Raw genomic sequence first — 25,889 nt, 5'->3', positions numbered from 1 at the left:
GGAACCCGGCCGGTTCCTGGAAGTCCGTTTCGTTTTACTGCCTGCTAAGCCGATTTTGCTGCATCATTTCCGTTCCTTGTGGTATCGGACCATCCATGTACCGCCCTCTTCATGGATGGCAGTGCCGATCCAGCCTGCCCCCAGGATCTCCTGCTGTGCCTGCGTATCCTCCATCGGCAGATCGACCGGGTCGTCATCAGCCAATTCGAGTTCGCCAGCCAAGTATTTCAGCATGACATAACGGGTCAAGTTTCCGTATTTCACGGTCAGCGATGCGATGTGCATGCCGAGTGCCAGCTTGTCCTTAAGGCTCGCGATGTTGAAAGGAGAGACGGTCGTACATAGATAATTGAACCGATCCGTATCCACTGTATCGAGAACTATCCGGCCGAGCTGGAGCTGGATTCCATTTCCCTGATAGTCCGGTGACACATTCGTTATTTCCGAGTACAGGACGGACTGCCATTCATCTGATGGAATACCGGCGTCCCTTCCGAGGTGCTCCGGGTCTTCCCCCGGATCGAGCAATGCCCGGAACGCTATCAGGCGGGCCCCGGCTCGGACGCCTGCAATTATTCCGTTCCCTTCCAGGATGCAGATGAATTCCTCATCCGTCAGCGGCTGGAGAAATGCTTTTTCCGCCAGGCCGCCAATGACTTCTTCCTGCAGCCGCTTGATGTCAGGCAGGTCATTGATCGTCAGCAGTTCAACAGGAAGCCGGGTGCCGTCCTTCAGTTTGACTGTCTTCATAAGGCAGTCACTTTGTCCTTGAAGACGGTCAGCTCCGCCAAGACAGCCTCATCGATATCGACACCGAGTCCCGGCTTGCTGCTCAGGCAGATGAACGGCACGTCGTAGTGCAGATCACCAACATCCTTGCTGAACTTCAAAGGACCTGTCAGCTCCACGCTCGTAATCGCCTTCTGCGAGAACGCGACGTGGAAACCCGCTGCCGAGCCGATCGATGACTCGACCATCGAGCCGATCTGGCAGTCGATGCCAGCCATGTCCGCCATATGGGCCAGTTTCATGGCCGGATACATACCGCCGCATTTCATGAGTTTGATATTGACTTTGTCAGCCGCACGCTTCGCGATGATGTCCCGCATCTCTTTCATGCCGCGGAGGCTTTCATCTGCCATAAGTGGGGTTGCGCTCTTCTGCTTCACCTCCGCTAGGCCATCGATATCGTCCGCTTTCACTGGCTGTTCAAGCCAGTCCAGATGACAGTCCTCCAGCTGTTTCAAGGCCTGCAGGGTCACCGCGCTGTTCTGCCAGCCCTGGTTCACGTCGACACGGATGGCGATGTCGTCACCGACCCGTTTCCGGACGGCTTGGATTCTCCTGACATCCTCCCGTGCTTCGGTCCCGACTTTCATCTTGAATGACCGGTAGCCCGCTTCGATCCGCCCGGCAGCCTCTGCCGCCATAGCATCCGGTTCACCGATACTGAGCACATGGGTGATCGGGAAACGATCATGATACCGCCCGCCGAGCAGCTGGTAAGCAGGGACCCCAAGCGCCTTGCCAACAGCATCCATGCAGGCGATGTCGATCGCTGCCTTGGCGGTCGGCACCCCGTATATCGCTTTGTCCATGACGTCATGCAGACGCTCGAACTCTCCAGGGTACAGTCCGAGGACGGCAGGAGCCAGTGTGTGCTTCAGTACTGCATAGGTGCCTTCCCAGCTTTCACCCGTCACGTGGTCATCCGCCACAGCCTCCCCATAGCCTGTTATTCCTGTATCCGTCGTCAGTTTGACGATGATGGACGGCATATCTTCGTACGTCGCATAGCTGATGACAAACGGATCATGCAGCGGCAGACGGATTGCTGAAATTTCCACTTCTTGAATTTTCATAAAGTTTTCTCCCTTTCCATTGGCAAGCGCTTATATGTAGTGTATCATTGTCGTTAAATAGTCGCTAATTATAAAGGTGGAAAATTCATTGAAAACAAAAATTGCCATTATTGGTTCGGAGTCTTTTAGCAGGCGGGCGGAGGAGTTCACCGAACATCGACCTGATATTTCACTGGAGCTGTATCCCTATGAGGTGCCGGAACAATCGCCCGGGCTTCTGAAGAAACTGCGGCCGTGTGACGCGATCCTCTTTTCGGGATCACTCCCCTATATGGCAGCCGAAGGGGCGTTGAAAACGATTCCCGTGCCTGCCGTCTACATGAAACAGGACGAGACGGAAATCGCGGCGACACTTCTTTCGATTGCACTGCATCGGAGGATTCCGCTTTCCGGGCTGTCCATCGATGTCCGCGACAAGACGGTCCTCGAAAACGTCCTGACAGCCAGCGCCCCTTCTGAGGTTTGGCCGGCTGTGCACGTGCTGGATGAAAAATACAGGCTGGAAGACATCGTCGCGTTCCATGCAGACGCTCTGAAGTCGGGCTGTGCCCGCCTTGCCGTGACAAGTGTCCACGCCGCCTATGACCGTCTCGTGTCGTCCGGTCTTCCTGCGGTCAAGATGATCAATGTCAAAAGCTCATTTCTGAAAGCCGTCGATGCGTTATGCCAGGAAGCCCTCTATCAAAAAAGCGAAACAACGAAAGCGGCTGTCGGCATCCTTCAGGCCGACAGCCGCCTGACAGACAGCGGGGATATTGTGAACCGGCTGGCCCGGCTGCTGCATGCCCATCATTTCGATAATGGGGACGGCGCACTTCTATACACGACACAAGGCGCCATCCGCGCGGCCGTCCAGCTGCCGGAGTTCCAGCAGACGGCCCGCAGTGCGGAAGGGATGCTTGCGTTTGGAATCGGCCACACGCTGACGGCTGCAAAAGAAAACGCCGAAAGCGCACTGGGGTACATGAAGGACGAGCATCCGGACGGTCTCTATCTGCTGGATGATAAGAAAAACCTGCATAATCTTTACAAGATAGGCGGAGACGCCATCGAACTCCGCGTCACCGGGACGGCGCTCACCGAGATTGCAGAACAGACGGCTTTAAGCCCTGCGGTATTATCGAAGCTCACCTCGTTCGGTCAAAACCAGAACACCCTGCAGTTCACGGCCAACGACCTGGCTGACTATCTCGGTGTTTCAAGGCGGACAGCCGAGCGGACCATCAAAAAACTATTGCCTTTCGAGTATATCCGGACGATCGGCGAGGAGATGACCTATCGGCAGGGACGGCCGCGAGCGGTATACGAACTGAACTTTCCGGTCTATTAAAAAGAAACCTGCCCGTTATCACCGGCTGACTGGTGACATCGGGCAGGTATTTCACTGTGTTCAGGAGTGCGCCGGCATCTGATCCTCTTCCATTTCGGGATTCTCAAGCAGCTTCGCATCCTGCTCCTCCATTTTCCGCCGCTCGGTGTCTGACATTTTGACGATCGAGAATCCAGTCAGCGCATAGATGATGGACAAGATCGGCACGACGAAGTTGATGATCGCATACGGACCATATTCCGTCACCCCGACACCAAGCGTCCCGAGGATGAACACCCCGCACGTATTCCATGGGATGAAGACCGACGTGAGCGTTCCGCCGTCTTCCAAAGCGCGGGACAGGTTTTTCGAACTCAGCCCTTTGTCTTTATACGCACGGCTGAACATGCGTGACGGAACGACGATGGAAATATACTGTTCTGCACACGTCGCATTCGTCATGATGCAGGCGCCGATCGTCGAGATGATAAGGGAAGCCGTCGACTTCACGACTTTCATCAGCTGATCCATGATGGCTTTCAGCATACCTGAATACTCGAGGATACCGCCGAATGTCATGGCGACGATCGTCATCGAGACGGTGTACATCATGGAGTCGAGTCCGCCGCCGTCGAACAGGTTGTCGACAAGTTCGTTACCGGTATTGATTGAAAAACCTTCCTGCAGCGCCGTCAGGGCGTCTGTCGCCGTTCCGCCCTGGATGAAGATCTGGCTGAGGAAGCCCATGAGAATCCCGACGATGAGTGCAGGGACAGCCGGCACTTTCATGGCGACCATCACAATGACGGCCAGCGGGACAAGCAGCAGCCATGGGGAGATCAGGAAGCTCTCCTGCATGACTTTCGATGTCTGTGCGATCTGGCCGAGTTCCAGATGGGCGTCCGCAAAGCGCCGGCCGAGGAACGTGAATACGCCGAACGCAATCAGCAGTGCCGGCACTGTCGTATACAGCATGTGCTTGATATGATCGAAAAGATCGGTTCCTGTCAATCCGGAAGCCAGGTTGGTCGTGTCTGAAAGCGGTGACATTTTATCACCGAAATAAGCACCTGAGATGACTGCCCCGGCAACCATGCCGGCAGGAATCCCCATGCTGAGCCCGATTCCCATTCCGGCAACACCGATGGTCGCCATTGTCGACCAGGAGCTGCCGATTGCAAGGGAGACGATCGAGCAGATGATCATGATGGCGACGAGGAACCATGCGGGTGTTATCAATTTCAATCCGTAGAAGATCATAGTCGCGACAATTCCGCCGCCCATCCAGGCACCGATCGTCAAACCGACAAGCATGATGATGACAACAGCCGGAAGCGCCAGACGGATCCCTTTGTACATCATTTCCTCTATCTCTTTCCACGTGAATCCGTATTTCCAGGCTACCAATGACGCAACAGACGTACCGAGGATCAGCGGCATATGCGGGCCCTGCCCCAGCCAGACGACGGTTACGAGCATGACGAGGATCATGATGACCAGCGGCAGCAGTGCCATCCAGAAATTGATTTCGCGTTTTTCACGAGTTATGTTTTTCTCCATACAGCTCCACCCCATTCGATTTATCAGACTAGAAACAACTGTCGCTAATTAGTCGTTATTGGAATAGTAAACGCGTTTTTTTCCGCTGTCAATAGTTTTTCTGTAAACGGTTTCAGTGATATACTTATCGTATACACGAAAACCGGCTGTTTTTTCGGACTTTCCCGCAAATGTCCGCACGTTGGCCGGATCCGTACCCCGAAGGTGGCTTCTCAAAATGAAGAAAGAACATAAGAAAGAATCGTTCCGGCATCTCATCCTGCGGTATCTGTACATAGCCGTCGGCGCGACGCTTGCGGCGGTCGCACTTGAATTGTTCCTCATCCCGAATTCCGTCATCGACGGCGGCATCATCGGTATTTCGCTGATCGTGAATTACCTGTCCAATATCCCGTTCGGCATTCTGATCCTCGTGTTCAACCTGCCGTTCGTCTTTTTCGGCTACAAGCATATCGGCAAGAACTTTTTCATTTCGTCTACGTTCGCCATCGTCTTCCTCGCCGTCATCGAATTCCCTCTGAAAGCGGTCGGTCCGTTCGTTACCGACCCTCTGCTGGCAACAGCGTTCGGCGGGATCATACTCGGCGCCGGGGTCGGCATTGTCATCCGGAACGGCGGTGCCCTGGATGGTACGGAGATTCTCGGGATCCTGCTGACACGGAAGATCCCTTATTCCGTCGGTGAATTCGTGATGTTCCTCAACCTCTTCATCTTCGGATGGGCGGCATTCGTCCTCGGTCCGGAGAAAGCGATGTACTCGATCCTGACGTACTATATCGCTTCCAAGGCGATTGACGCCGTTATCCAGGGGTTCGATGAAACGAAAGCGGCCATCATCGTGTCGGACGAATTCGAGGAGATGGCGGCAGCGATCGGTCAGCGTCTCGGCCGGTCCGTCACGAAGCTCCACGGCAAGGGCGGATACAGCGATGATGAGAAAGATGTCATCTATGTCGTCGTGACCCGCCTTGAACTGACCAAGCTTAAGCAGATCGTCCATGATATCGACCCGTCCGCCTTTACGACAATCATGGACACACAGGAGACCCATGGCTCTCGCTTCAAATCCCCGATCCACTGAGAGCTACCCAGCGAGACGCCCCGGCGTCTCGCTTTTTTGTTTAAATCCACTCCGGCAGATGCATTCTTAGAGGAAATGCACTCTGAAGCGGAGGGATTGTTTGGACAACGACGTTACAGAGCGGAAGACGCTGATGACCGGCCGCTGGCAGCTCGGTCTCCTGCTCTGTCTGTGCACTGCGGATGCTCTTGCTACGGATACAGGCATCCGGCTCGGCCTGATCGCGGAGAGCAATCCCCTTATGGCGCTGCTGTACGAGGACAGCCGCCTTTCGTTCTATCTGGTGAAACTGGCTGGGCCGATTCTGCTGATGGCCCTGTGGTCTCCCTGCAGCCAGTCTCCTGCGGTCCGACGGTTGCTCGCGGCCGCCATCATCCTCTATTGCTCCGTCCTTCTTCTGCATGCGTGCTGGATTGCGCTCTCCCTCATCTTCCTGGCCTGATCGGTTCGTACCGGACGTCTCCGGATGTTATACTGGCAGAAGAAGATTCAGCAGATTGCGAGGGTGTATCATGAAACAGACAATTGGAATACTGGCGCACGTGGATGCCGGAAAGACGACGTTTTCCGAGCAGCTCCTATTCAATACGAACCATCTGCGGAAACGGGGCCGCGTCGATCACCGGGATGCATTCCTCGATAACCATTCCATCGAGAGGGACCGGGGAATCACGGTGTTCGCCGAGCAGGCGGAACTGGCATACAACGGCCGTGCATTCACACTGATCGATACGCCGGGACACGCCGATTTCTCCCCTGAGATGGAACGGGCCCTTCACGTCATGGACGCCGCCATCCTCCTGATCAGCGGAGCGGACGGCGTGCAGGGGCATACGGAGCGCGTTTGGGAACTGCTGCGCGCCCGCAATATACCGACGTTCCTGTTCCTGAATAAAATGGACAGGGAAACGGCGGACGCCACTGCCCTTTTCGGCGAGATGGCAAGTCTACTATCAGACAACATCTTCGATCTCAGCCATCTCAATCCAGACGGTACGATGTCCGATGAGCTTGCCGAGTGGCTCGCTGAGCGTGATGATGAGCTGCTGGAACAGTATCTGGACTCCGGGTATGATGCCGCACTCTGGCACCGTTCCCTGCTCTCCGCCATCCGGGAAGGCCGTGTGTTTCCGTGCGGACAGGGCTCTGCGCTGCACAATAGCGGCATCGATGAATTTTTCGCTGCCTTCTCGGAGCTAACGGAACAGGACGAACAGCCCGCTTTGCGGTCGGCCCCTTTTGCAGCAACTGTTTACAAAATCCGTCACGACTCAGACGGCAGGCGGATGACGTTCCTGAAAGTCCATGCCGGAGTGCTGGACGTGCGCGATGAACTAGCTGTCTCTGGCGGCGAGCCGGCAAAAGTGACACAGCTCCGCCTGTTTAATGGCAGCCAGTTCGTCACAACTGCCGAAGCATATCCCGGTGACCTGGTTGCTGTTCTCGGTCTTTCCAAGCCCGCGGCAGGCGATGTCATCGGTGCGGTCATTCCGCCCAAACAGGACGGGTCGTCCGTCCCTGCCCTGAAGGCGGCCGTCCGCCATGATCCGTCTGTCCCGGGCAAAGAAGTATGGCGGCTATTCCGTATGCTCGACGCTGAGGATCCGACACTCCATGCGAGCTGGAATGAGCACAGCCAGGAGGTCGAAATCCGGGTGATGGGTGTCATCCAGCTCGAAGTGCTGCAATATGTCTTGCTGGAACGGTTCGGTATTTCCGTGACGTTCGGGGAGCCTGCGATCCTCTATAAGGAGACGATCGCTGCGCCGGTCACCGGATACGGTCATTTCGAACCTTTAAAACATTACGCCGAGGTCCATATACTGCTGGTACCCGCCGAGCGTGACAGCGGTATCCGCTTCGAGTCCGTCTGCCATACGGATCACCTGTCCCCCGGCCATCAGCGGGTCATCGAGAAACACTTGTCCGAGCGGGACCATCACGGCCTGCTGACAGGATCGCCGCTGACCGACGTCACTGTCACTCTGCTGACAGGCCGTGCGCACAATGAACATACATCCGGGGGCGATTTCCGGGAAGCCCTGTTCCGTGCGCTGCGTCAGGGCCTGGAACAGGCAGAGAATGTGCTGCTGGAACCTTATTATTCATTCAAAATCAAGGCTTCCGCCGAGCTGACCGGCCGCGTGCTGACAGATATCCAGGCGGCCCATGGCTCCTTCTCACCGCCAGAGTCTGACGGACAGACCATGACGGTAACAGGACGCGTCCCCGTTGCAACATTCCTTAATTACGGGTCAGAATTCGCCTCGTATACAGGCGGCAAAGGACTGCTCACCCTGACCTTCGGCGGCTACGGCCCCTGCCATAATCCCGGGGAAGTGATCAGCCGGATCGGCTATGACAAGGATGCAGACCCTGCCTATAGTTCCTCTTCCGTGTTCTGTGCGAAAGGCAAAGGGTATACAGTCGGCTGGGAAGATGCAAAAGAGGCGATGCACTGCGAAGTTACCGAGAAATGAGGGAGGACGATGAAGCGAGTTGCCGTGACAGGCTACAAACCGCATGAATTAGGGATTTTCGATGCCAAGCACCCCGGCATCGGCATCATCAAGACAGCGATCGGCGAGCGGCTCAGGACCCTCGCTGAAAACGGATTGGAATGGGTGATGATCAGCGGGCAGCCTGGTGTCGAGACGTGGGCCGGACAAGCGGCAGATGAACTGCGGGACCAGTTCCCGGACTTGCAGCTCGCGCTGATCACCCCGTTCCTTGAGCAGGAGAAGAACTGGAATGAGGCGAAAAAGGAAGAGTATGAGGAACTGCAGATGATGGCGGACTTCCAGGTCAGCCTGACCAAGCGTCCATACGAGGCGCCCTGGCAGTTCATCGAACGGGACAAGTTCCTGCTGCGGAAGACGGACGGCCTGCTCATCGTCTACGACGAGGAAAACGAGGGCTCCCCGAAGTTCATGAAACGGATGGCGGAACAGTTCGCGGATACCCATCCGTATGAAATCCTGACCATCACCGCCGATGATCTGCAGCTGATCGCCGAAGACATGCAGCGGGAGCAGCAGGATGCATTCACCGACTATTGACACACAAAAACACGGCATGCCTCCGTCCATTCCGGGAAGCATGCCGTGCTTTTGTGTTACAGGATCGATGTCGTCATGAGGATCATCGTCATGAAGAAGAGGGTCATGTAATTGACCGAGTACAGAAACATCCAGTGCGCCCACTTGTAATCGTCTTTCATGATGAACCCCGCAAGAGACAGGCTGAGGAAACCAATATTCATGATTGTGACGAATACGATGAATCCCATGCCGAATGCGGCCAGGAAGAATGGCAGCGGCAGCAGACAGGCTGCATAGACGACCGACTGGCGCTTTGTCATCGGTATCCCTTTGACGACCGGCAGCATCGCGACACCCGCCGCACGGTATTCATCCGCTTTTTTGATGGCGATTGCAAATGTATGAGGCATCTGCCAGATGAACAGGACAATCGCGAGGACGATCGGCACCATATGATACGATGGCCCGACTGCCGCCCAGCCGATCAGTGGCGTCACAGCTCCGGAAACGCTGCCGATGACCGTATTCAGTGTATATTTCCGTTTCGACCACATCGTATACAGAACGACATAGGTGAACCAGCCGATGAATCCATAAATGGCGGCTGCCGGCGAAGCGGCATACAGCAGCAGGATACCGGCAACCGACAGGATGATGCCGATTTTCAGAATCGTCTCCATCGGGATATTACCGGTGACTGTCGGACGTTTCTGCGTCCGGGCCATCACCCGGTCAAGGTCCACTTCGTACCAGTTGTTAAGCGTCAGAGCACCTGCCATCAGAGCCGTGCTGCCCGCCATCGTCAGGAAGAACAGCGAGATATATTCGGCAAACGTCCCGCCGTAGAAATAGATCGCGAGCCAGAACCCCGCAAAGACAGGCAGGACATTCGCAATCAGCACAGGGCCTTTAAAGAGATATTTCAGGTCACTGGCAAGCGTGTCAGACACATGCCGTCCCTTTTCGAGCGTCCGCTCCATTGGTTTTTGCATAAGTTCGCATCCTTTGAAGAATGATAAGAAAGTTAAAAAGTCCGTTCCTTCATTCTACTATATCATTTTTCGCCTGGGAACAGAAAGGGGTGAAATGAAAAACCTGTGACAGTTTTCCCGTAACGCTCCAAGCTTTGGCCGGTTTTCTTTGTTTTACACATAACCGTAAGGGAATATGAGGGGTAACCGAAAGGAGACGATTCAATTGACTGCGCACGTTCCCGAAACAGCACGTACGAATTGGAAAAAGCTTGCTGCAGATGTCATGGTACCGGTCCTTGGTGGATCCCTCGCTGGCTGGCTGGCGAACCGGAACACACAGGATCGCTACAACAAGCTGGAAAAGCCGTCGTTCAGTCCGGCACCTTCGGTATTTCCTATCGCCTGGACAGCACTGTATGGGCTGATGGGATATGCAAAATACCGTGCAGACCGGCAGACCCCGCCCGCCATGAAAGCAAAAGTGCTCACCCCCTACGAACTGCAGCTCGGTCTGAACTATATCTGGTCGTTCCTGTTCTTCAAATGGAATCTGCGGGGCACCGCTCTGATCGAGATGACAGTCCTGCTGGCAATGATTTCACTGACGGCCTACGAGTTCCAAAAAGTCGACTCCGCGGCCGGCAAGCTGCTCCTTCCCTATATCGGCTGGGTATCGTTTGCCTGGACACTGAATTATTCGATCTGGAAACTTAACCGGAACTGACCTTTGCGTAGCAGACTGCTTTTTTGGGTATAGCAACAAAAAACAAGTCAGCAATCATCATTCTACAGCAAGGGGTTATGCATATGAAATGGCGCGGACGGAGAGAAAGCACGAATGTGGAAGATCGCAGAGGCAGTCGCGGAGGCCTCGCCATCGGAGGCGGACTCGGAACGGTTGTCATCCTCCTTGTCGTCATGTTTCTTGGCGGAGATCCGTCCGAGCTGCTCGGGGTGCTCTCGGACAGCGGAACGGCTCCGTCAGGGCAATACCAGGAGACCGATCAGGAACACGACCGGGCGGATTTCGTGAAAGTCGTCCTCGCCGACACCGAAGATGTCTGGTCGGAAGTGTTCGCCGAAGAAGGCATGACGTACCGCAACCCGACGCTTGTCATGTATACAGGAAGCGTCCAGTCGGCATGCGGCACTGCAAGTTCCGCCGTAGGTCCGTTCTATTGCCCGGGCGACGAAAAGCTGTATATCGACCTGAGTTTCTACGATGAATTGAAAAACCAGTTCCAGGCACCCGGCGATTTTGCCATGGCCTACGTCATCGCACACGAAGTCGGGCATCACGTCCAGAAACAGCTCGGCACCAGCGATAAGATGAACGTACTCCGCAACCGGCTTTCCAAGGAGGAGTACAACAAATACAGCGTCCGGCTGGAGCTGCAGGCCGATTATTTCGCGGGCGTCTGGGCAAACCGGGCAAATGGAATGGACCTTCTTGAAAAAGGGGATATCCAGGAGGCGCTCCGTGCAGCAAGCGCCGTCGGAGATGATACGATCCAGCGCCGCTCGCAAGGGTATGCCGTCCCTGAAAGCTTTACACACGGGACATCCAAACAGCGGCAGGACTGGTTCGAAAAAGGGTACGACAACGGCACGATCGAAGGCGGCAATACGTTTGCCGGGCTGAATTTCTGACAAAAAAGCGTTCCGGCAGGCCAATCGGCTGCCGGAACGTTTTTTCATGCGCACGGATCATCTCCCTGGAGCAACGATCGGTGCATATTCGTTTGTAATCCCGTCGATTTGATCGCATATGATACGAGCACCGGCCATGGAATAACAGGTGCCGTTCCCTTCGTAGCCGAGCAGGAAGTATGTGTTCTCCTCTTTCGCTGAACGGCCGAGGAATGGAAGACCGTCCTTTGAGACACCGAATAAGGAATTCCAGGCATCCGCTATTTTCACATCCGCTAAGGAAAACATGGAGGCGACTTCATCGAGGATCTCCTGCCCTTTGCGCCGTATCAGTTCCTGATCTTCATACAGACGGTCCGACTCCTCGTCGAGTCCGCCGGCTATGATACGCCTGTCTGCCGTTGTCCGGAAGTATAAATAGGGTTTCTTCGTCTCCCACACCATGACCTGATCGGGCCAGAGCGGTCCGGCCAACGGCTCGGTGGCAATGGCGAATGTCTGGTTGATCTGCGCCTTGTCCCTGATTTCCGGATACAGATCGGTGTACCCCGTCGCAATGACCAGGGACTTATACCGTATTGTATGGCCGCTCTCAGTTCTCACACAACTGCCCGTGCGGGAATTCACATCAACAGGTGTGTTCTCATAGTACTGCACGCCGGCCGCTGCATTGAAGTCAGTGAGTGCACGGATGAACCGGTACGGGTTCACTTCGGCATCATGCCATGTATGCAGTGCGGCCGGCTTATCGATCCCGTACTCGGCCAGCAGTGCCTGCCGGCTCAGGAAATCGGCCGGAAACTCGTATTTTTTCAAGTAGCTGTATTCACGTTTCAATTTTTCGGCATCCTCTTCGCGTGACGCATAGTAGATGCTGTCCCGCAGGAGGTATTCCACTGCATCCGGCAGCTCCCCTGCCAGCTCCGTCAGTTCATCCATCGCTTCCAGGCACATGCGGTAGAACAGGACAGCATCCCTTTCCCCGATCAAATCAACGAATTCGGACAGCATCGTATCGCTCGAATACTGAAGCAGACCGGTGTTGGCAGAGCTGCTTCCCATACCTGCCCTTCCGCTGTCCATGACAGCCACCTGCTTGCCGGCACGCGCCAAAACAGAAGCGGCAAGGGTGCCCGACATGCCCGCTCCGATCACGAGCACCTCCGTTTCCAGGTCTTGCTGCAGTGCCGGGAAGGCTTCCTCCCCGTTTTGTGTCCGGTCCCAGTATGTCTGTCCTGTTGTCAGCTTCATCGTAATCTCCCTTTCTCTCCATCTCGGATGCTTGTCTCATTCCCTGAATGGGAGAGTCCGCAAACCTTACAGAGCAGGGCACGTTCATATTTTCTTGCGGATCCTCAAGGAAAGCTGTTCAACCGCAATCGCAGCGAGCGTTCCGGTGATTAGGCCATTGGACAGCACGGAAGCGAGCACAGCCGGAAGGCCGGAAAAACTTGCAGAGGGGATGAACATGATCCCGACACCGGTCATCAGTCCGATGGCCGCTGTTTTGCGTGCACGGTATTTGTCAGGGTCTTCATCCAGCTCGGAGAACGCCATCGACACCATGTTGGTGAAGATGGCAAAGGTCACCGCATAGGCGACTGGAGCCGGCAGTGCGGCGAAAACGGACATGATAGCAGGAAACAGTGTCATGACCACGATCAGTACACCACCTATGATGAATGGGACGAGAGAGGCCATCCCGGTCGCCGCTACAAAGCCGGCAGCCCCCGATATCGGGACGGGGCCGATTGCGGAGAAAGCCCCCGCCAGCAGGTGGTTGACACCGGATACAAAGGAACTCTGACGGATCCGGTCTTCGCCGGTCCGGCCGTACTTCTGCTTCAGCAGCGTCTCCATCACCCGGACAGATGCCAGCAGATTCGCAATCAGCAGCAGGGTGATGAACAGCGCGGTGACCGCCACTCCCCCATCCCAGACAGGAGGCCCGAAGACGAAGAGCCGCGGCAGTTCGATCCAGCTGCCCGGCGCATGCCTGACTGCCGGTGCCAATCCGAGAATCGCGAAGACGGCCCAGCCGATCAGGATGGAGAACAGGACCGCATATCTTGAAAGCCAACCGCGACTGCTCTTCATGGCTGTGAACGTGACCAGCAGAACGATGAAACTTCCCGCTGCAGTCCGGATGCTGAGCAGATCCCCCGCCGATTCCGTACCCGTCATCCCTTTCAGGAACGTGCCGCTCAGCTGAAGGATGAGCAGCATCAGGTAAGTGAACGTGATGGCCGGTGTGAACAGCGCTTTCATCTTCGAGATGACACCAGCTGCGGCGAGCAGCAGGAACAGCACACCGCTGTACAGCATGCCGCTCTGCAGTGCCTGCAGCGCTTCGCCTGATGTATTGTAGAAGACGCCGACCATTCCGGCGTAAACGACGAAAATACCCCACCATAAACCGGCTGGCCCCTCATTAATCGGCAATTTATGGCCGAAAAATGCCTGCAGCAGTCCGGCGATGCCGAGAACAAAAATTGTCCGCTGCAGGAACAATGCCGTGCCGCCAGGATCCATGCCGAACACATGAGCGATAGCAATCGGCGCGGCGATGGATGAGGCCATCAGGAAGACGGCCCATTGTATTCCGCCCGCAAGCTGTTTCATAAGTTGCCCTCCCTTTCAGCACAATACGATATAATTTCGTTCTACAGTATAGCATGATGGACTGGCAGTCATCGCAATTGTTTGCGGCCCCTCGCTTGAATCGGCCGGACATCGGGTAGAGAATGGATAGAGAGAACAAGGAAAGCAGGTGTCTGTACGTGGGAAACCAATTTGAAGAAATGCGGCAGAGACTGCATCATATCGGCAATCTTTCGAATTATATCGAAGACCTTTTCACGAAACTGCCCGGAAATCTGATCTCCGAGAAACAGCGGAAAAAAATGATGAAAATTATGATGGATGATGAAGATCTTCAGAATCTCCTGGACGGACTGAAAAACCCCCGTCCGCCGAAATTCGTGCTCGTCGGCAGGACGGGCGTCGGCAAGAGCAGTCTAATCAATGCGATCAGCGGCCGCTATCTTGCGGAAGTGAGTGACGTCGAGATCGGAACGAAAGAGGCGAAGCGCTTTGCATACGAAGCGGACGGCCATACGTATTTCGAAGTGATCGACACACGCGGCATCGGGGAGTCGGAGACGTTCGATACGAATGCCGAAGACGCTTTGAAAATCGTCATCCAGTCGTTTGAACCGGATGCTGTGCTGTTCCTGCAGAAAGCGGCGGAGCGTGCGCATATCGATAAGGACATTCAAATCACAAAACGGCTCATGAAGAAAGCGGCGGAAGGCCTTCCGCTGATCGGTGTGATCACGCAGGTGGACGAACTGAATCCGTCCCGCATCAAGGAACCTGACAGCTACCCGCCGGAGAAGATCCGGCTGATCGCCGAAAAGACAGAACAGCTGAAGAGGATTTTCGCACAGGAAGGGATGGAACCGGCAGCCATCCTGCCTGTATCTTCCTACCTCGAATGGACGGAGCAGGACGGCGGCAGCCCGAATATCGCCTTTGACGGAAGATATGGCATCGAGGAACTGATCGATTTTTTGGAAGACAGCCTGGATATCCGGGCAGCCATCCACTTGAGCCTGTCAATCCGCCTGAACACAATTACTGAACGGATCGCTCTCCGTTTCACGAAAGTGTTCTCTGCACTCGCAGGTACTGTAGCCCTCAGCCCGCTGATCGCGACGGACATCGCTGTGCTGCTTGCGCTGCAGTCCATCCTGCTGATGATCATCGCGTTCTTGTCAGGCCGTGAGCTCGACTTCAAGACCGCCCGCGAAGTGATCGTCTCGCTAGGAGGCATCGGGGCAACCGGCTTCACACTGCGGATGATCGCACAGCAGGGCAGCAAATTTGCGAACCTCATCGTGCCAGGCGCCGGCTCAGCCATCAGTGCAAGCATCGCGAGCGGCGGCACCTATGCGATCGGGAAAGCGGCGATGGCCTATTTCCTGCGCGGCGCAGATGAAAGCGAACTCAAAGAGATTGTCAAGCAGGCGCAAAAGGAATTCGAAACAAACGAATGAAAAAAACTGTCCTGCAGGCCCGATTTCAAAGGCGCAGGACAGTTTTTTCAGTTGAAGTCGATTGTTTGCGGCGGCTCGCCTTTTTTGTTCATCAGACGGATCTCATCGGGAATCACTTTCAAGATGACCAAGTCCGGGTCATCCGGACCTTCGAACCATGGCTTCATATGATCGTTCCAGACTTTCTCACGCAGTCCTTTATCGTCCGAGATCGTGACGGTCCCTGCGATTTCAAGATACGCATCGCCATATCCTTCGTCTTGGTAGCCGAGCAGGATATGCGTATTCGGATTGCTCTCCAGTTCGTCCACTTTCTCAGTTTTTTTCGATGTCGCTGTGTACATCGTAAAGTTTTCGGAGAAGAATGTCATATACCGGCTGAATGGCTTTCCTGCCTGTACGGTCGCCATCGTGCCGACATGACTGTTCTCCAGGATTTTCTGCGCAGTTTCTTTTGTATTCATGGTACCCTCTCCTTTTCGATCAGCTACTCCCAGTATTCCTTCTATAGGAGTTCACTAAACCTGGAAAGGCTTCCCCAGCGTCACACTGCCTTATTGCGGCCCGGTGTCGCCAAAACAATCACCCAGCCGATCAGCGCACCGGCAATCGCCGGGATCAGCCAGCCGATCTGCTGCTCATGAAGCGGAAGATGTCCGAGAACATCCAAAGCCGGTTCGATGACGATACCGCCGCCAGCCAGCCCGTCGAAAATGCTGACCAGGGCAGTTCCCGTTAATGCGAGTGCATAGACGACCGGCCGTCTGCCGAATGCTCTGTCGACGAACGACAGCAGCATCAGAACGATTGCAAGCGGATAGATCATCAGCAGAACCGGCAGTGACAGCGAGATGAGCTGTGTCAGTCCGACATTCGCGACAAGCGCACTGAATACGGAAAACAGGACGACAAACGACTTATATGGCAATGATGGAAATGCTTTAGAGAAGAACTGCGCACACGCCGATACGAGACCGACCGATGTTGTGAGACAGGCGAACAGGATCGTGACCGCCAGGATGATCGGCCCGAGTGATCCGTAAAGCAGTTCAGATGCCAGGGAGAGGATGATCCCCCCGTTTTCCTGGGCACCGAGCACTTCCATACTGGAAGCGCCGATAAAGCCGAGCGATATGTATACGAAACTCAGACCTGCGGCTGCGACGCCGCCTGCGATAATCATGGATTTCAGCAGACCTTTCGATGTCGTCACACCTTCCGCATGGATTGCCACAGTTATTACACTTCCGAAGATGAGCGCCGCGATGACATCCATCGTCAAATACCCTTCCACGAAACTTTTAAAGAACGGATGGGCACCGAACACTTCATCCGGAGACATGATCGTTCCAACAGGCGTCAGAAAGCTTTTGATGGCGAGCAGCGCGATGACGGCGAACAGGACAGGCGTGAGGAACTTACCGATCCGATCGACGAGTTTGGCCGGATTCAGCGCCAGCCCGATCGTGATAGCGAAAAACACGATACTGAACAGGACGAGCGGCCATTGTGCGCTTGCAAGTGTTTCCGGGAGGAAGGGTGCCATGCCGATTTCATAGGAAACCGTAGCCGTCCGTGGAATTCCGAAGAACGGACCGATCGCCAAATAGACAATTGTCGTGAAAATGATGCCGAATACCGGATGGACCCGGTCTGCAATCGACCTCAGATCTCCGCCGGCATGTGCGATCGCGATGACCGCCAGCAGCGGCAGGCCGACTCCGGTAATCAGGAAACCGAACATCGCAATGGCGAGGTCCGTCCCTGCCAGTTGTCCGAGTTTTGGCGGGAAAATGATATTCCCTGCTCCCAGGAACAGTGCAAAGAGCATGAAACCGATGATGAAATTCTTTTTAATTGTCAATGCTTGTACAACTCCTCATAGTACATGGAAATAAACGGATTAAACAAACTTTTCTCATTGTAGAGCGTAACAAACATTCAGCAAATTAGAAAGGATTATTATCTGAAAAGCGGGTACAGCAAAGAATGGAGGTCAATTGTTTGTTATGGAATACTATTTCCCATACAATGACTCACTGTAAAAACATCTGGGAGGCAGCACATATGAAAAAGTTTCTATTGCTTGGAGCGATGGGGGTCCTGCTGGCGGGATGCTCAGACAATCAGGACACCGAGGAGCCTGACACAGCGGATGACCAGACTTCCTCGCTGGAGGAGAACTCAGTGAATACTCCGCCGGACAGTGAAGCTGATGCAGAACAGCAGGCTTCCGAAGCAGCGGAAATGGAAGGAACAGATGGGGATTCCGATCAGGCGGACGAGAGCGGCGAAGCTGAAACTTCCGTGGATGACCCGGCGCTTGCAGACTTCGAGGAATACAGCACGGTCAAGGAAACAGCGGACATCGATGGCCTGAAAGGGATCGTGGAAACCGATAATCCCGGCACCCGTGTCATTCTGTATGAAGACGAAAATGGAGAAAAGAAAGTGAAGAGTATCTTCGTGAAAAAAGAGAACTGGCTGAAAGTCATCTCGCTCGTCGATGACGGCATGCTCTACAACGACATACTGAAATGAAAAAAGGAACAGACCATGCCGACGGCATGGTCTGTTCCTTTTTCATCACCTGAGGTATCGGCGTGCACCGGCATATTCACTGTTATACGGTTCAGCTGTGATCGGCATGATTTCGACAGTCCGTTTCGGATTTGGCGAGTGGATCATTTTCCCGTCACCGATATACATCCCGACATGATGGACACTGCCCTGCCCTCTGTTATGTGCAAAGAAGAGGAGATCCCCCGGCTGCAGGCGGTTTTTCGCTACTGCCGTCCCATGCACTGCCTGGACGCTGGCATCCCGCGGCAGCTCGATTCCGTGCTGACGGTAGACCGAATAGGTGAACCCGGAGCAGTCCAGGCCAAAGCCGGAGGTGCCTGCCCACAAGTACGGCAGTCCGTTGAATTTCTTCGCAGTTGTAAGGATATCGTGCTGGGATGGCTTCGGCACGGCTTCCCCCGGCTTCTTCACTTTCACGTCTGTCTGGCGGATATACTTCGCACCATCAAGAGGAGTCTGCACTTTGACCCAACCGGACGAAGTGTCAATCACCGGCAGCTCCGTATTGAAACTGATTGTCATGAACGGCTGCCCCGATGCTGCGGAAGCATAAAGCTTGGCTGTTGGTGAACTGACAACCGCTTTTGCACATCCATCGTAATCGGCATAGCTTGCCTTCACGTGTGCTGCCGGCACCCATCCCGGGTAGCCAGCTTTGTTCTTCGGCGAGTACTGGTCTTTCACTGCGATCTGCATCCACTTTCCGGATGTCTTCAGAACTTCGACTTCCTGTCCGTACAGGGCCTGTGTTTCCGTCTTCCCGACGAGCCACTGCTTCTGCGGAATCGTCATCGACTTCGTCCACTTCGCCATATCGGCAGGATCCCCTGTGGCCGGCCGGTCGACAGTCCGTGCGAGATTCGGCGCTTTCCACAAAGTCGTCACCGGCGTGCTGACATGGTAGGTCTTTTTACTGACCGGCGCGAAGCACGCGAGCACTTCACGGAAGTCCGGCTCCAGGATCCGGGCGAGGAAGATTCCGAAATGGGCCCGGGTCAATGTCATTTCCGGCTTGAACGTATGGTCCGGATAGCCGAACGTAACATTGTTCGCGAACAGGATCCCGATGGACGGGGCTGCAAAGCTTTTCTGATTCACGTCTGTGAATGCAAAGCCTGTCTGGCCCTGTCCTGTCTTCAGGTCGAACGCACGCACGAGGATGGCAGCCATCTCGGCACGCGTCAGATAAGCCTGAGGATTGAATTTCCCCTGCAGACTGCCGACCATGATCCCTTCATCGGCGACGGCTGCTATGATGCCGTACCCCGGCATCCCTTTCTTCACATCGGCGAGTTTCGGATCCGGTCTGCCGGAAGTCGGAAGGTCCCGTGCCTTCACGAGCATTTCAGCAGCGTCAAGTCTGGTGATGGACTTGTTGACGCCGAAAGCGACGTTCGGACCTGAAGCTGTGATACCCCGTTCCGCGAGAAACTCCAATTCGGCTTTGGCCGCGTATTGGTCGCCCACGTCGCTGTAGGCTCCGGCGGCAGATGCATCATATGTCACAGAGAAAAAAAGGGCGGCAAGCAGTATGGGGAAAAGCAGTTTTTTAACCATGTACAGCCTCCTGAACCAGTTGATACCTTAAAGGTACACGAGTTACCCGGTTCTGTATAGACTATTTCAGTCAGGAAACTGAATTATTTCACCGCATGATTTCTAGGAGCCTGTTGATTTCCCTTGTGCCGATTTCCTCCCATTTCCGTTTGTCCGCAATACGGCCGTCCTTATCGACCGGTTCCTGGAACTGGTTGAAGGTGGCTGTCAGCAATGAGCTCTCATCGGACTCAAAACCGACGTTGACGACATGCTTGATGAGGAACGGTTTCGCAAAGAGGAGAGCCGCATGATCCTCATCCAGAATTCCCGCAACCACCCGGAACGGCGCCCGGACGTAGATCGTCTCCCCTCCTTCCCTGTTGAGCACCCTGTCAAAAAACCCGCTGTCATAGTCCCAGTTGCCGCCAAGATGATAGCCGGCCTCTTCCAGCCGGTGCCGGATGCTGCCATAATTAGTCTTGCGTCCTTCAAGTCCCGTTGTCAGTTCAATCATTTCAACACTCCTGTCTCTTCCTTTTAGCGTAGTATCTGCTTTCCGGCGGATTCCATACTGGTGATGGAACTGTAAAAACAAACTATGCTATAATCGTTTTGGTACCTGGTATTGAGACGGACTGCTAATTGTAAAAGAAAACCTGCTGAGGGGGATATCACATGCTTGATGAATTGCTGAACTTGAAAGGGAAAAATATTGTCGTCATGGGGGTTGCCAATGAACGGAGCCTTGCATGGGGAATTTCATCCGTACTGTTCGACGTCGGTGCGAACGTGATCTTCACGTACCGGAAAGAACGGTCGCTCGCCAAGCTCGAGAAAGCGCTGGAGAAGAACGGCCGGAATGCACGGCTCGTTGCGGAATGTGACGTGAATGAGGATGAAAGCATTCGTGCCGCGTTCAAGAAGATCGGCGAGGAAGTCGGCGTCATCCACGGCGTTGTCCATTCTGTCGCATTCGCTCACGCAGAGGACCTGCACAACGATTTCGTCGAGACATCACGGGACGGTTATGCGTTCGCCCAGGACACAAGCGCCTACTCCCTCGTCGCGACAGCCCGGGAAGCACGTCCGTATATGACAGAAGGCGGGTCGATCATCACGATGAGCTATCTGGGCGCAGAACGTGTGCTGGATGGCTATAACGTGATGGGGGTCGCAAAAGCGGCACTCGAATCATCGATGCGCTATCTGGCCAATGATCTTGGGAAAGAGAAGATCCGTGTGAATGCGGTTTCGGCGGGCGCTGTCCGTACACTGTCCGCAAAAGGCGTTCCTTCGTTCAATACGATCCTCCACCAAATCGAGGAAAAAGCGCCGCTTCGCCGGAATATCACACTGGAAGAGGTCGCGAAGATGAGCATGGTCATGCTCAGCGATCTGTCGAGCGGTGTGACAGGTGAAGTCGTCTATGTCGATGCCGGCTATAACATCATGGGCTGATTGACGGTAACTAGTAGAAAACAGGCTGTCGGAACGACCGGTGCATACCGGTTAATTCCGTACAGCCTGTTTTTTCAAATCAGTTGTTGGCTTTCATCGCTTTCTTCGTCCCTTTTCCGATGATCGCATCATAATCGATATAGGCGAAAAGGTCTTCCCCGATTGTGCTGCTGAACTGCTGCAGTTCGGCAGCTGTCAGGTCTTCGATCCCCTTGCCTTCCTGCTCGCAATACAAGATCAGGCGGCCGACGATACTGTGGGCATCCCGGAACGGCACCCCTTTGCTGACGAAATAGTCCGCGACTTCTGTCGCATTCAGGAACCCTGCTTTGACCGCGCCTCTCATGTTTTGCTCATTCACCTGCATCGTGTCGATCATGCGCGCCATGATGCCGAGGCAGTCGATGACCGTATCGGCAGCATCGAAGAATTGTTCCTTATCCTCCTGCATGTCTTTGTTATAGGCAAGCGGCAGCCCTTTCAGCGTCGTCAGAAGAGCGAACAGCGACCCATAGACCCTCCCTGTCTTTCCGCGGATCAGTTCAGCGGCGTCCGGATTCTTCTTTTGCGGCATGATGCTGCTGCCTGTTGAATAGGCATCCGCCATCGTGATGAACTTGAATTCCTGGCTGCTCCACAAAATCAGCTCTTCGCTGAGACGGCTCAGATGCATCATGGCAATGGAGAAATCCGACATGAGCTCCAGCAGGAAATCGCGGTCACTGACACCGTCCATATAATTATCCACGGGTTTAGCGAAGTGCAGCAGCTCGGTCGTCACAGTTCTGTCGATCGTATGTGTCGTGCCGGCGAGCGCCCCGCAGCCGAGCGGGTTTTCATCCATCAGTTCAGCCGCATTCTCGATCCTCTTCTTGTCCCGTTTGAACATTTGGACATACGCGCCGAGATGATGACTGAACGTGACGACCTGTGCCCGCTGCAGATGCGTATATCCGGGCATGATGACATCATGTTGCATCCCCTTTGCATGCAGGGAGTCGATGAGCGATTGAAGGGCAGCAGCAGTTTCCCTTGCTGTCCGTTTCGCGTACAGCCTCATATCGACCGCCACTTGATCATTCCGGCTGCGCGCTGTATGCAGTTTTTTGCCTGCTTCACCGATCCGCTGTGTCAATTGCATTTCGACGAACGAGTGGACGTCTTCATAGTCGCCTTCGACTTTCAAAGCTCCGGAATTGACGTCCGCCTGGATCGCCTCCAGGCCATCCGCAAGCGTCTCCCCTTCTTCCGGTGTCAGCAAATCGCAATGTACCAGCATCGCAACATGTGCAAGGCTGCCCGCGATGTCGTCTGCAATCAGTCGATGGTCGATCGGCAGCGACGTGTTGAACTGCTCCATAAGTTCGTGTTCTTCCGATGTGAAACGTCCGCCCCATAATTTCATGTGCCCATCCTCCATTATGTATAATTATTAATTACGATGAATTATAATTCAATCTCAACCATTTTGCAAACTTCCCTCTTGCCGTCCCGTGCATTTGTATCGGACACGGATTTGGGGTATACTGAACAGTACGCTCATAGAACTGAAAAGCGGGTGATCCTTATGTCCATATTGTCCAATACTGACCGAACTTATAAATTTTCTACCCACTCCCCTGACACACCTGTGTCAGGGGTTTTTGTTTCCCCACTGCAACTATGTGAAATGGAGGCGATCCGATCATGACGAACACCACCCATTCCCGTCCCTCACTCATCGCTATCTGGGTCAGCCTGATCAGCAATATCGCGCTCACCGTCCTGAAGATCATCGTCGGATCGCTGTTCCGCAGTCCCGTGCTGCTTGCGGACGGCTTCCATAATGCCGGGGATGTCGTCGCTTCCGCAGCCGCACTGACATCCATGCGGATTTCCAAACGCCCTCCGGATGAAGACCATCCGTACGGACATGGCAAGGCGGAAGTCATCAGTTCCGCACTCGTCGGCCTCATTTTGGGGGCGGCAGCCATCTATATCGCTGCGGAAGCAGTCATGGCAATCTTTGAAACACCGGCAGCCGCGAGCCTGCTTGCGCTGATCACCGCTGTTGTTTCGATGATCTGGAAGCAGGCCCTCTATTTCTATACGATGCGGATCGGCAGGAAAGAGAACAGCAAAGGGCTGATCGCAACCGCATACGACCACCTGGCTGATGTGTATGCGTCGCTGGCCGCTGTCATCGGGATCGGACTCGGCCTGCTCGGCAGCTACTTTGATATCCCGGTCCTGCTGTACGGCGATCCTGTTGCAGGATTGATCGTCGCTGTGCTCGTCTTCCGCCTTGCCATCCATATCGGCAAAGAGGCCCTCGATATCCTGATGGAGAAAACTGTGAGCGCTGAACGCCTGGCCGCGTTCGGTGAGCTCATCCATGAGTTCCCGGAAGTGAAGCAGATCGACCGCCTCCGCGCACGTGAACACGGGCATTATGTGTTGGTCGATATCCGGCTCAGCATCCCTGCCGACCTGTCGATCCAGCAAGGCCACGATATTACGAGCCGGCTGCGGAACGCCATCAAAGACGCCAATCCGGACGTGGGGGAAGTGCTCATCCATGTGAATCCATGGTATCCGGATGATGCCGAACTGCCGGAAAAGACGTTATGATGTATACTGGACAATATTGAAGGAGTGGTGGCAATGATAACGAACTGGCTGACAGCCTATATAGAAGCGAATACGACGGATGAGGGAATACCGCTGACGGAAGCGCAGGCCGCTTACGCCAGGGAGAGGGGACTTCTTCCAGCAGGCTCAGAGGTCCTGGCGCCTCCACTGTTCAATCCGTCCTATGTCACGGCGGACAAGGAGACGGACGAAGAGACCCCTGCTGAAGACGGGATCGGCAGCCGGCCGATCACCTGGGTGAAAGACCATCCGGACCGCTACGTCTATGCAGAAGAGCCGCTGTTCCAGTCCGTCGGGGTCGATGGCATCTCTTTGGAGGCCGACGATGTATTCGGCACAGTGACCGCCCTGTTCGGCCTGCGTTTGCAAAAAAAGCACGGAGAGTGGCTGAAACAGTATATCGATCAGGATCTCGGCACAGCTCCCGGCACCCGGAGCATGATGTTTTCGAATGACGACGGTCTGTGGGATGTGAATATCGCTCTGGATCACGCGGAAGGATTCTCGGATGCACTGACGTTCAATGACACGCTGCAGTTGCTGTACAGCTGGCTGTTCCGCATGCTGACCGCTCTCGAGGACCAGGCGTGACGATGCAGACAGACCGTTTTCTCTATACGTATGTCCGGCAGACCGATGATCATGACCTCTGCCGGCTCGAAATGCGCGCGCTCTTCGGACAGGACACCACAGCCAACTACCTGTTCAGCGGCCGCTGTATCGATCCCGAGAGGAGCCCTTTCATGAAAGAGCGGCTCGACGTGCTGGCAGCCGCCGATTCCATCGAAGAGATCATCCGGTTCGCAGCAACCCTGCCGGATGACGGCACAACCTTCCAGATCCGCTGCCTGAATACGATGGCTCTCGGTGAAACCGAAAAGATTCCGCACCCCGAGCGCCGCAGGATCGAGCGATCCATCGGGCTGAAGATGGCTGCAGCGGCGGACCTGTTCAGCCCGGACCTGCTATACGGTGTCGTCCGTATCGGGGACACCTTCCTGTTCGGCAGCCTGACAGAAAATACGGCCGGGTGGCGCAACCATATCAAGAAGCCTGAAATGTATTCGACAGCTCTCAGCACGCACGTGGCCCGTGCTGTCGCCAATATCGCCGTTCCCCATCCGGAAGGCGTCCGGGCGATCGATCCGTGCTGCGGCATCGGCAACGTCCTCGTCGAAGCCCGCTCGATGGACATCGACATGACCGGCCGGGACATCAACCCGCTCGCTGTGCTCGGGTCGCGCAAGAACCTCGAACATTTCGGTTTGACGGGCACTGTGGATGTCGGACCGATCGAGGAAGCCGCCGGCCATTATGACGCGGCGGTCATCGATATGCCGTACAACCTTTACACGCATGCGACCCGTGAGCAGCAGGCCTCCATCCTGAAGGCCGCCCGCCCGCTCACCGACAAGCTCGTCCTCGTGACGATCGAAAACATGGACGACCTGCTCGCCGACGCCGGTTTTACGATCACCGACCGGTGCATCGCGAGGAAAGCCCATTTCGAACGGGAAGTTGTGGTTTGTGAATGAAAAGAAACAAGCCGTCCAATTTGGGCGGCTTGTTTGTTTGTATGAATCACCAGGCTGGTATTGTGTAATCAAGTCTCCCAGCCGCTTATTATTAAAGCATGCATATTACTCTTCTACAATCGCGCCCGATTCTAGAATAAACCCTTAAAAAGTCACAATCGATATTATGTTAGTCATCTAGCAATTTTCGGTTTTTACTATATGACTTTCTCAAAGAAATATAATTTAAAAGAAAGAAAAATACTGTTGCTAATGTAGCTGGTCCAATAACATTTACTACTTCTTGTAAGTTAGCTGGAACTCCTTTAAATACACCATAAACGATTATAAATAGGATTCCGAAACGAATCGATCCATAAACTTTAGAACGTTTTTCCTTTTTGTATCTTGCTTTTGTTGCAATTTCAGGATATTCAATACCCGTCAAGGTCGATCTCAAAAGTATATAAATACTCAAAAACCCTAAAGAAATAAGTGCCATCACATCTCCAGGAACATTTAAATCTATTAAAAAAGAATCAACAATTAAATATAGAAAGAGCAATATACTGTGACCGTCAAGTAGAATTAAGCAGTTTTCGGCAATTATCACACAACAGTTTTCAACA

The 25,889-nt window shown here is 54.4% G+C and carries 25 protein-coding genes; 13 read left to right on the top strand and 12 right to left on the bottom strand.

What is annotated here, in order from left to right; genetic code table 11:
- Positions 1-63: 63 nt before the first annotated feature.
- Complete coding sequence (locus QWT68_RS02505) at positions 64-750, bottom strand: hypothetical protein (protein WP_052461723.1); 687 nt, start codon at positions 748-750, stop codon at positions 64-66.
- A complete protein-coding gene (locus QWT68_RS02500) occupies positions 747-1,862 on the bottom strand; it encodes a mandelate racemase/muconate lactonizing enzyme family protein (protein WP_290149345.1) in 1,116 nt (371 codons plus the stop codon). Before QWT68_RS02500 ends, QWT68_RS02505 begins: the two co-directional genes overlap by 4 nt.
- Before the next feature lie 88 nt (positions 1,863-1,950).
- Between QWT68_RS02500 and QWT68_RS02495 the strand changes: the two genes are divergently transcribed.
- Entirely contained in the window at positions 1,951-3,192 is a 1,242-nt protein-coding gene (locus QWT68_RS02495) for an HTH domain-containing protein (RefSeq protein WP_290149343.1), read from the top strand.
- Between the two features lie 60 nt (positions 3,193-3,252).
- On the opposite strand, the gene nhaC is transcribed toward QWT68_RS02495, so the two are convergent.
- Positions 3,253-4,731, bottom strand: a complete 1,479-nt coding sequence (nhaC, locus tag QWT68_RS02490; protein WP_290149342.1) for a Na+/H+ antiporter NhaC — start codon at positions 4,729-4,731, stop codon at positions 3,253-3,255.
- A 217-nt stretch (positions 4,732-4,948) separates the two neighbouring features.
- Here nhaC and QWT68_RS02485 point away from each other — a divergent pair, with 217 nt between their 5' ends.
- The 4 genes from QWT68_RS02485 to QWT68_RS02470 all read left to right on the top strand — a co-directional run bounded on the left by QWT68_RS02485 (position 4,949) and on the right by QWT68_RS02470 (position 8,871).
- Positions 4,949-5,812 carry a YitT family protein gene (locus tag QWT68_RS02485; protein ID WP_290149341.1) on the top strand — a complete coding sequence of 288 codons (864 nt, stop codon included), beginning with the start codon at positions 4,949-4,951 and terminating at the stop codon, positions 5,810-5,812.
- Positions 5,813-5,912: 100 nt separating this feature from the next.
- Positions 5,913-6,254, top strand: coding sequence for a DUF5658 family protein (locus QWT68_RS02480; protein WP_040286093.1), 342 nt, complete (start codon positions 5,913-5,915; stop codon positions 6,252-6,254).
- Positions 6,255-6,324: 70 nt separating this feature from the next.
- Entirely contained in the window at positions 6,325-8,292 is a 1,968-nt protein-coding gene (locus tag QWT68_RS02475) for an elongation factor G (protein WP_290149339.1), read from the top strand.
- Positions 8,293-8,301: 9 nt separating this feature from the next.
- Positions 8,302-8,871, top strand: coding sequence for an SLOG family protein (locus QWT68_RS02470; RefSeq protein ID WP_290149337.1), 570 nt, complete (start codon positions 8,302-8,304; stop codon positions 8,869-8,871).
- Between the two features lie 56 nt (positions 8,872-8,927).
- Here the strand turns inward: QWT68_RS02470 and cyoE are convergent, their stop codons facing one another.
- Positions 8,928-9,845 carry a heme o synthase gene (gene cyoE, locus QWT68_RS02465; RefSeq protein WP_040286090.1) on the bottom strand — a complete coding sequence of 306 codons (918 nt, stop codon included), beginning with the start codon at positions 9,843-9,845 and terminating at the stop codon, positions 8,928-8,930.
- Positions 9,846-10,050: 205 nt separating this feature from the next.
- On the opposite strand from cyoE, the gene QWT68_RS02460 reads away from it, so the two are divergent.
- Both QWT68_RS02460 and ypfJ read left to right on the top strand, forming a co-directional pair.
- Positions 10,051-10,551, top strand: coding sequence for a TspO/MBR family protein (locus QWT68_RS02460; protein ID WP_040286089.1), 501 nt, complete (start codon positions 10,051-10,053; stop codon positions 10,549-10,551).
- Positions 10,552-10,634: 83 nt separating this feature from the next.
- Positions 10,635-11,477 (top strand): KPN_02809 family neutral zinc metallopeptidase, encoded by an 843-nt coding sequence (gene ypfJ, locus QWT68_RS02455; protein ID WP_040286088.1) that lies wholly within the window; start codon positions 10,635-10,637, stop codon positions 11,475-11,477.
- 57 nt (positions 11,478-11,534) lie between these two features.
- On the opposite strand, the gene QWT68_RS02450 is transcribed toward ypfJ, so the two are convergent.
- Together QWT68_RS02450 and QWT68_RS02445 are read right to left on the bottom strand one after the other, a co-directional pair.
- Positions 11,535-12,728 (bottom strand): NAD(P)/FAD-dependent oxidoreductase, encoded by a 1,194-nt coding sequence (locus QWT68_RS02450; protein ID WP_290149330.1) that lies wholly within the window; start codon positions 12,726-12,728, stop codon positions 11,535-11,537.
- Positions 12,729-12,812: 84 nt separating this feature from the next.
- Positions 12,813-14,099, bottom strand: a complete 1,287-nt coding sequence (locus QWT68_RS02445) for a purine/pyrimidine permease (RefSeq protein ID WP_290149327.1) — start codon at positions 14,097-14,099, stop codon at positions 12,813-12,815.
- Between the two features lie 158 nt (positions 14,100-14,257).
- Between QWT68_RS02445 and QWT68_RS02440 the strand changes: the two genes are divergently transcribed.
- Positions 14,258-15,535, top strand: a complete 1,278-nt coding sequence (locus QWT68_RS02440; protein WP_290149326.1) for a GTPase family protein — start codon at positions 14,258-14,260, stop codon at positions 15,533-15,535.
- A 47-nt stretch (positions 15,536-15,582) separates the two neighbouring features.
- Here QWT68_RS02440 and QWT68_RS02435 read toward each other — a convergent pair whose 3' ends face one another.
- Both QWT68_RS02435 and brnQ read right to left on the bottom strand, forming a co-directional pair.
- Entirely contained in the window at positions 15,583-15,999 is a 417-nt protein-coding gene (locus tag QWT68_RS02435; RefSeq protein WP_040286084.1) for a pyridoxamine 5'-phosphate oxidase family protein, read from the bottom strand.
- Between the two features lie 80 nt (positions 16,000-16,079).
- Entirely contained in the window at positions 16,080-17,399 is a 1,320-nt protein-coding gene (brnQ, locus tag QWT68_RS02430) for a branched-chain amino acid transport system II carrier protein (RefSeq protein ID WP_040286083.1), read from the bottom strand.
- A 203-nt stretch (positions 17,400-17,602) separates the two neighbouring features.
- Here brnQ and QWT68_RS02425 point away from each other — a divergent pair, with 203 nt between their 5' ends.
- On the top strand, positions 17,603-18,076 hold the full coding sequence (locus QWT68_RS02425; RefSeq protein ID WP_290149323.1) for a hypothetical protein: 474 nt from the start codon (positions 17,603-17,605) through the stop codon (positions 18,074-18,076).
- A gap of 45 nt (positions 18,077-18,121) precedes the next feature.
- Here the strand turns inward: QWT68_RS02425 and QWT68_RS02420 are convergent, their stop codons facing one another.
- On the bottom strand, positions 18,122-19,675 hold the full coding sequence (locus tag QWT68_RS02420) for an NlpC/P60 family protein (protein WP_290149321.1): 1,554 nt from the start codon (positions 19,673-19,675) through the stop codon (positions 18,122-18,124).
- Between the two features lie 88 nt (positions 19,676-19,763).
- On the bottom strand, positions 19,764-20,171 hold the full coding sequence (locus tag QWT68_RS02415) for a YugN family protein (protein WP_040286082.1): 408 nt from the start codon (positions 20,169-20,171) through the stop codon (positions 19,764-19,766).
- Between the two features lie 161 nt (positions 20,172-20,332).
- Between QWT68_RS02415 and fabI the strand changes: the two genes are divergently transcribed.
- A complete protein-coding gene (gene fabI, locus QWT68_RS02410) occupies positions 20,333-21,115 on the top strand; it encodes an enoyl-ACP reductase FabI (RefSeq protein WP_290149320.1) in 783 nt (260 codons plus the stop codon).
- Positions 21,116-21,194: 79 nt separating this feature from the next.
- Here fabI and argH read toward each other — a convergent pair whose 3' ends face one another.
- Positions 21,195-22,520 (bottom strand): argininosuccinate lyase, encoded by a 1,326-nt coding sequence (gene argH, locus QWT68_RS02405; protein ID WP_040286080.1) that lies wholly within the window; start codon positions 22,518-22,520, stop codon positions 21,195-21,197.
- A gap of 281 nt (positions 22,521-22,801) precedes the next feature.
- Between argH and QWT68_RS02400 the strand changes: the two genes are divergently transcribed.
- Genes QWT68_RS02400 through QWT68_RS02390 form a run of 3 tightly spaced genes read left to right on the top strand, consistent with a single transcriptional unit; the run spans position 22,802 to position 25,281 of the window.
- Positions 22,802-23,725 (top strand): cation diffusion facilitator family transporter, encoded by a 924-nt coding sequence (locus QWT68_RS02400; protein ID WP_290149318.1) that lies wholly within the window; start codon positions 22,802-22,804, stop codon positions 23,723-23,725.
- 33 nt (positions 23,726-23,758) lie between these two features.
- Entirely contained in the window at positions 23,759-24,337 is a 579-nt protein-coding gene (locus QWT68_RS02395; RefSeq protein WP_290149316.1) for a hypothetical protein, read from the top strand.
- Positions 24,338-24,339: 2 nt separating this feature from the next.
- Positions 24,340-25,281, top strand: coding sequence for a TRM11 family SAM-dependent methyltransferase (locus QWT68_RS02390; protein WP_290150442.1), 942 nt, complete (start codon positions 24,340-24,342; stop codon positions 25,279-25,281).
- Between the two features lie 169 nt (positions 25,282-25,450).
- Here the strand turns inward: QWT68_RS02390 and QWT68_RS02385 are convergent, their stop codons facing one another.
- Positions 25,451-25,873 carry a hypothetical protein gene (locus QWT68_RS02385; RefSeq protein WP_290149314.1) on the bottom strand — a complete coding sequence of 141 codons (423 nt, stop codon included), beginning with the start codon at positions 25,871-25,873 and terminating at the stop codon, positions 25,451-25,453.
- Positions 25,874-25,889: the final 16 nt, after the last annotated feature.

It is taken from the genome of Sporosarcina trichiuri (assembly GCF_030406775.1).
GTDB classification, from domain to species: domain Bacteria; phylum Bacillota; class Bacilli; order Bacillales_A; family Planococcaceae; genus Sporosarcina; species Sporosarcina trichiuri.
Note: the sequence above shows the minus strand (reverse complement) of the source record. Positions and strands in the feature narration are given on the sequence as shown.

Excerpts from the sequence above, each read along its gene's own strand:
- QWT68_RS02420 (WP_290149321.1), bottom strand. The coding sequence starts at position 19,675 with ATGGTTAAAAAACTGCTTTTCCCCATACTGCTTGCCGCCCTTTTTTTC.
- QWT68_RS02425 (WP_290149323.1), top strand. The coding sequence starts at position 17,603 with ATGAAAAAGTTTCTATTGCTTGGAGCGATGGGGGTCCTGCTGGCGGGA.
- QWT68_RS02400 (WP_290149318.1), top strand. The coding sequence starts at position 22,802 with ATGACGAACACCACCCATTCCCGTCCCTCACTCATCGCTATCTGGGTC.
- argH (WP_040286080.1), bottom strand. The coding sequence starts at position 22,520 with ATGAAATTATGGGGCGGACGTTTCACATCGGAAGAACACGAACTTATG.
- QWT68_RS02500 (WP_290149345.1), bottom strand. The coding sequence starts at position 1,862 with ATGAAAATTCAAGAAGTGGAAATTTCAGCAATCCGTCTGCCGCTGCAT.
- QWT68_RS02450 (WP_290149330.1), bottom strand. The coding sequence starts at position 12,728 with ATGAAGCTGACAACAGGACAGACATACTGGGACCGGACACAAAACGGG.
- QWT68_RS02445 (WP_290149327.1), bottom strand. The coding sequence starts at position 14,099 with ATGAAACAGCTTGCGGGCGGAATACAATGGGCCGTCTTCCTGATGGCC.
- QWT68_RS02505 (WP_052461723.1), bottom strand. The coding sequence starts at position 750 with ATGAAGACAGTCAAACTGAAGGACGGCACCCGGCTTCCTGTTGAACTG.
- QWT68_RS02485 (WP_290149341.1), top strand. The coding sequence starts at position 4,949 with ATGAAGAAAGAACATAAGAAAGAATCGTTCCGGCATCTCATCCTGCGG.
- QWT68_RS02470 (WP_290149337.1), top strand. The coding sequence starts at position 8,302 with ATGAAGCGAGTTGCCGTGACAGGCTACAAACCGCATGAATTAGGGATT.
- QWT68_RS02395 (WP_290149316.1), top strand. The coding sequence starts at position 23,759 with ATGATAACGAACTGGCTGACAGCCTATATAGAAGCGAATACGACGGAT.
- cyoE (WP_040286090.1), bottom strand. The coding sequence starts at position 9,845 with ATGCAAAAACCAATGGAGCGGACGCTCGAAAAGGGACGGCATGTGTCT.
- ypfJ (WP_040286088.1), top strand. The coding sequence starts at position 10,635 with ATGAAATGGCGCGGACGGAGAGAAAGCACGAATGTGGAAGATCGCAGA.
- QWT68_RS02415 (WP_040286082.1), bottom strand. The coding sequence starts at position 20,171 with ATGATTGAACTGACAACGGGACTTGAAGGACGCAAGACTAATTATGGC.
- fabI (WP_290149320.1), top strand. The coding sequence starts at position 20,333 with ATGCTTGATGAATTGCTGAACTTGAAAGGGAAAAATATTGTCGTCATG.
- QWT68_RS02390 (WP_290150442.1), top strand. The coding sequence starts at position 24,340 with ATGCAGACAGACCGTTTTCTCTATACGTATGTCCGGCAGACCGATGAT.
- nhaC (WP_290149342.1), bottom strand. The coding sequence starts at position 4,731 with ATGGAGAAAAACATAACTCGTGAAAAACGCGAAATCAATTTCTGGATG.
- QWT68_RS02475 (WP_290149339.1), top strand. The coding sequence starts at position 6,325 with ATGAAACAGACAATTGGAATACTGGCGCACGTGGATGCCGGAAAGACG.
- QWT68_RS02435 (WP_040286084.1), bottom strand. The coding sequence starts at position 15,999 with ATGAATACAAAAGAAACTGCGCAGAAAATCCTGGAGAACAGTCATGTC.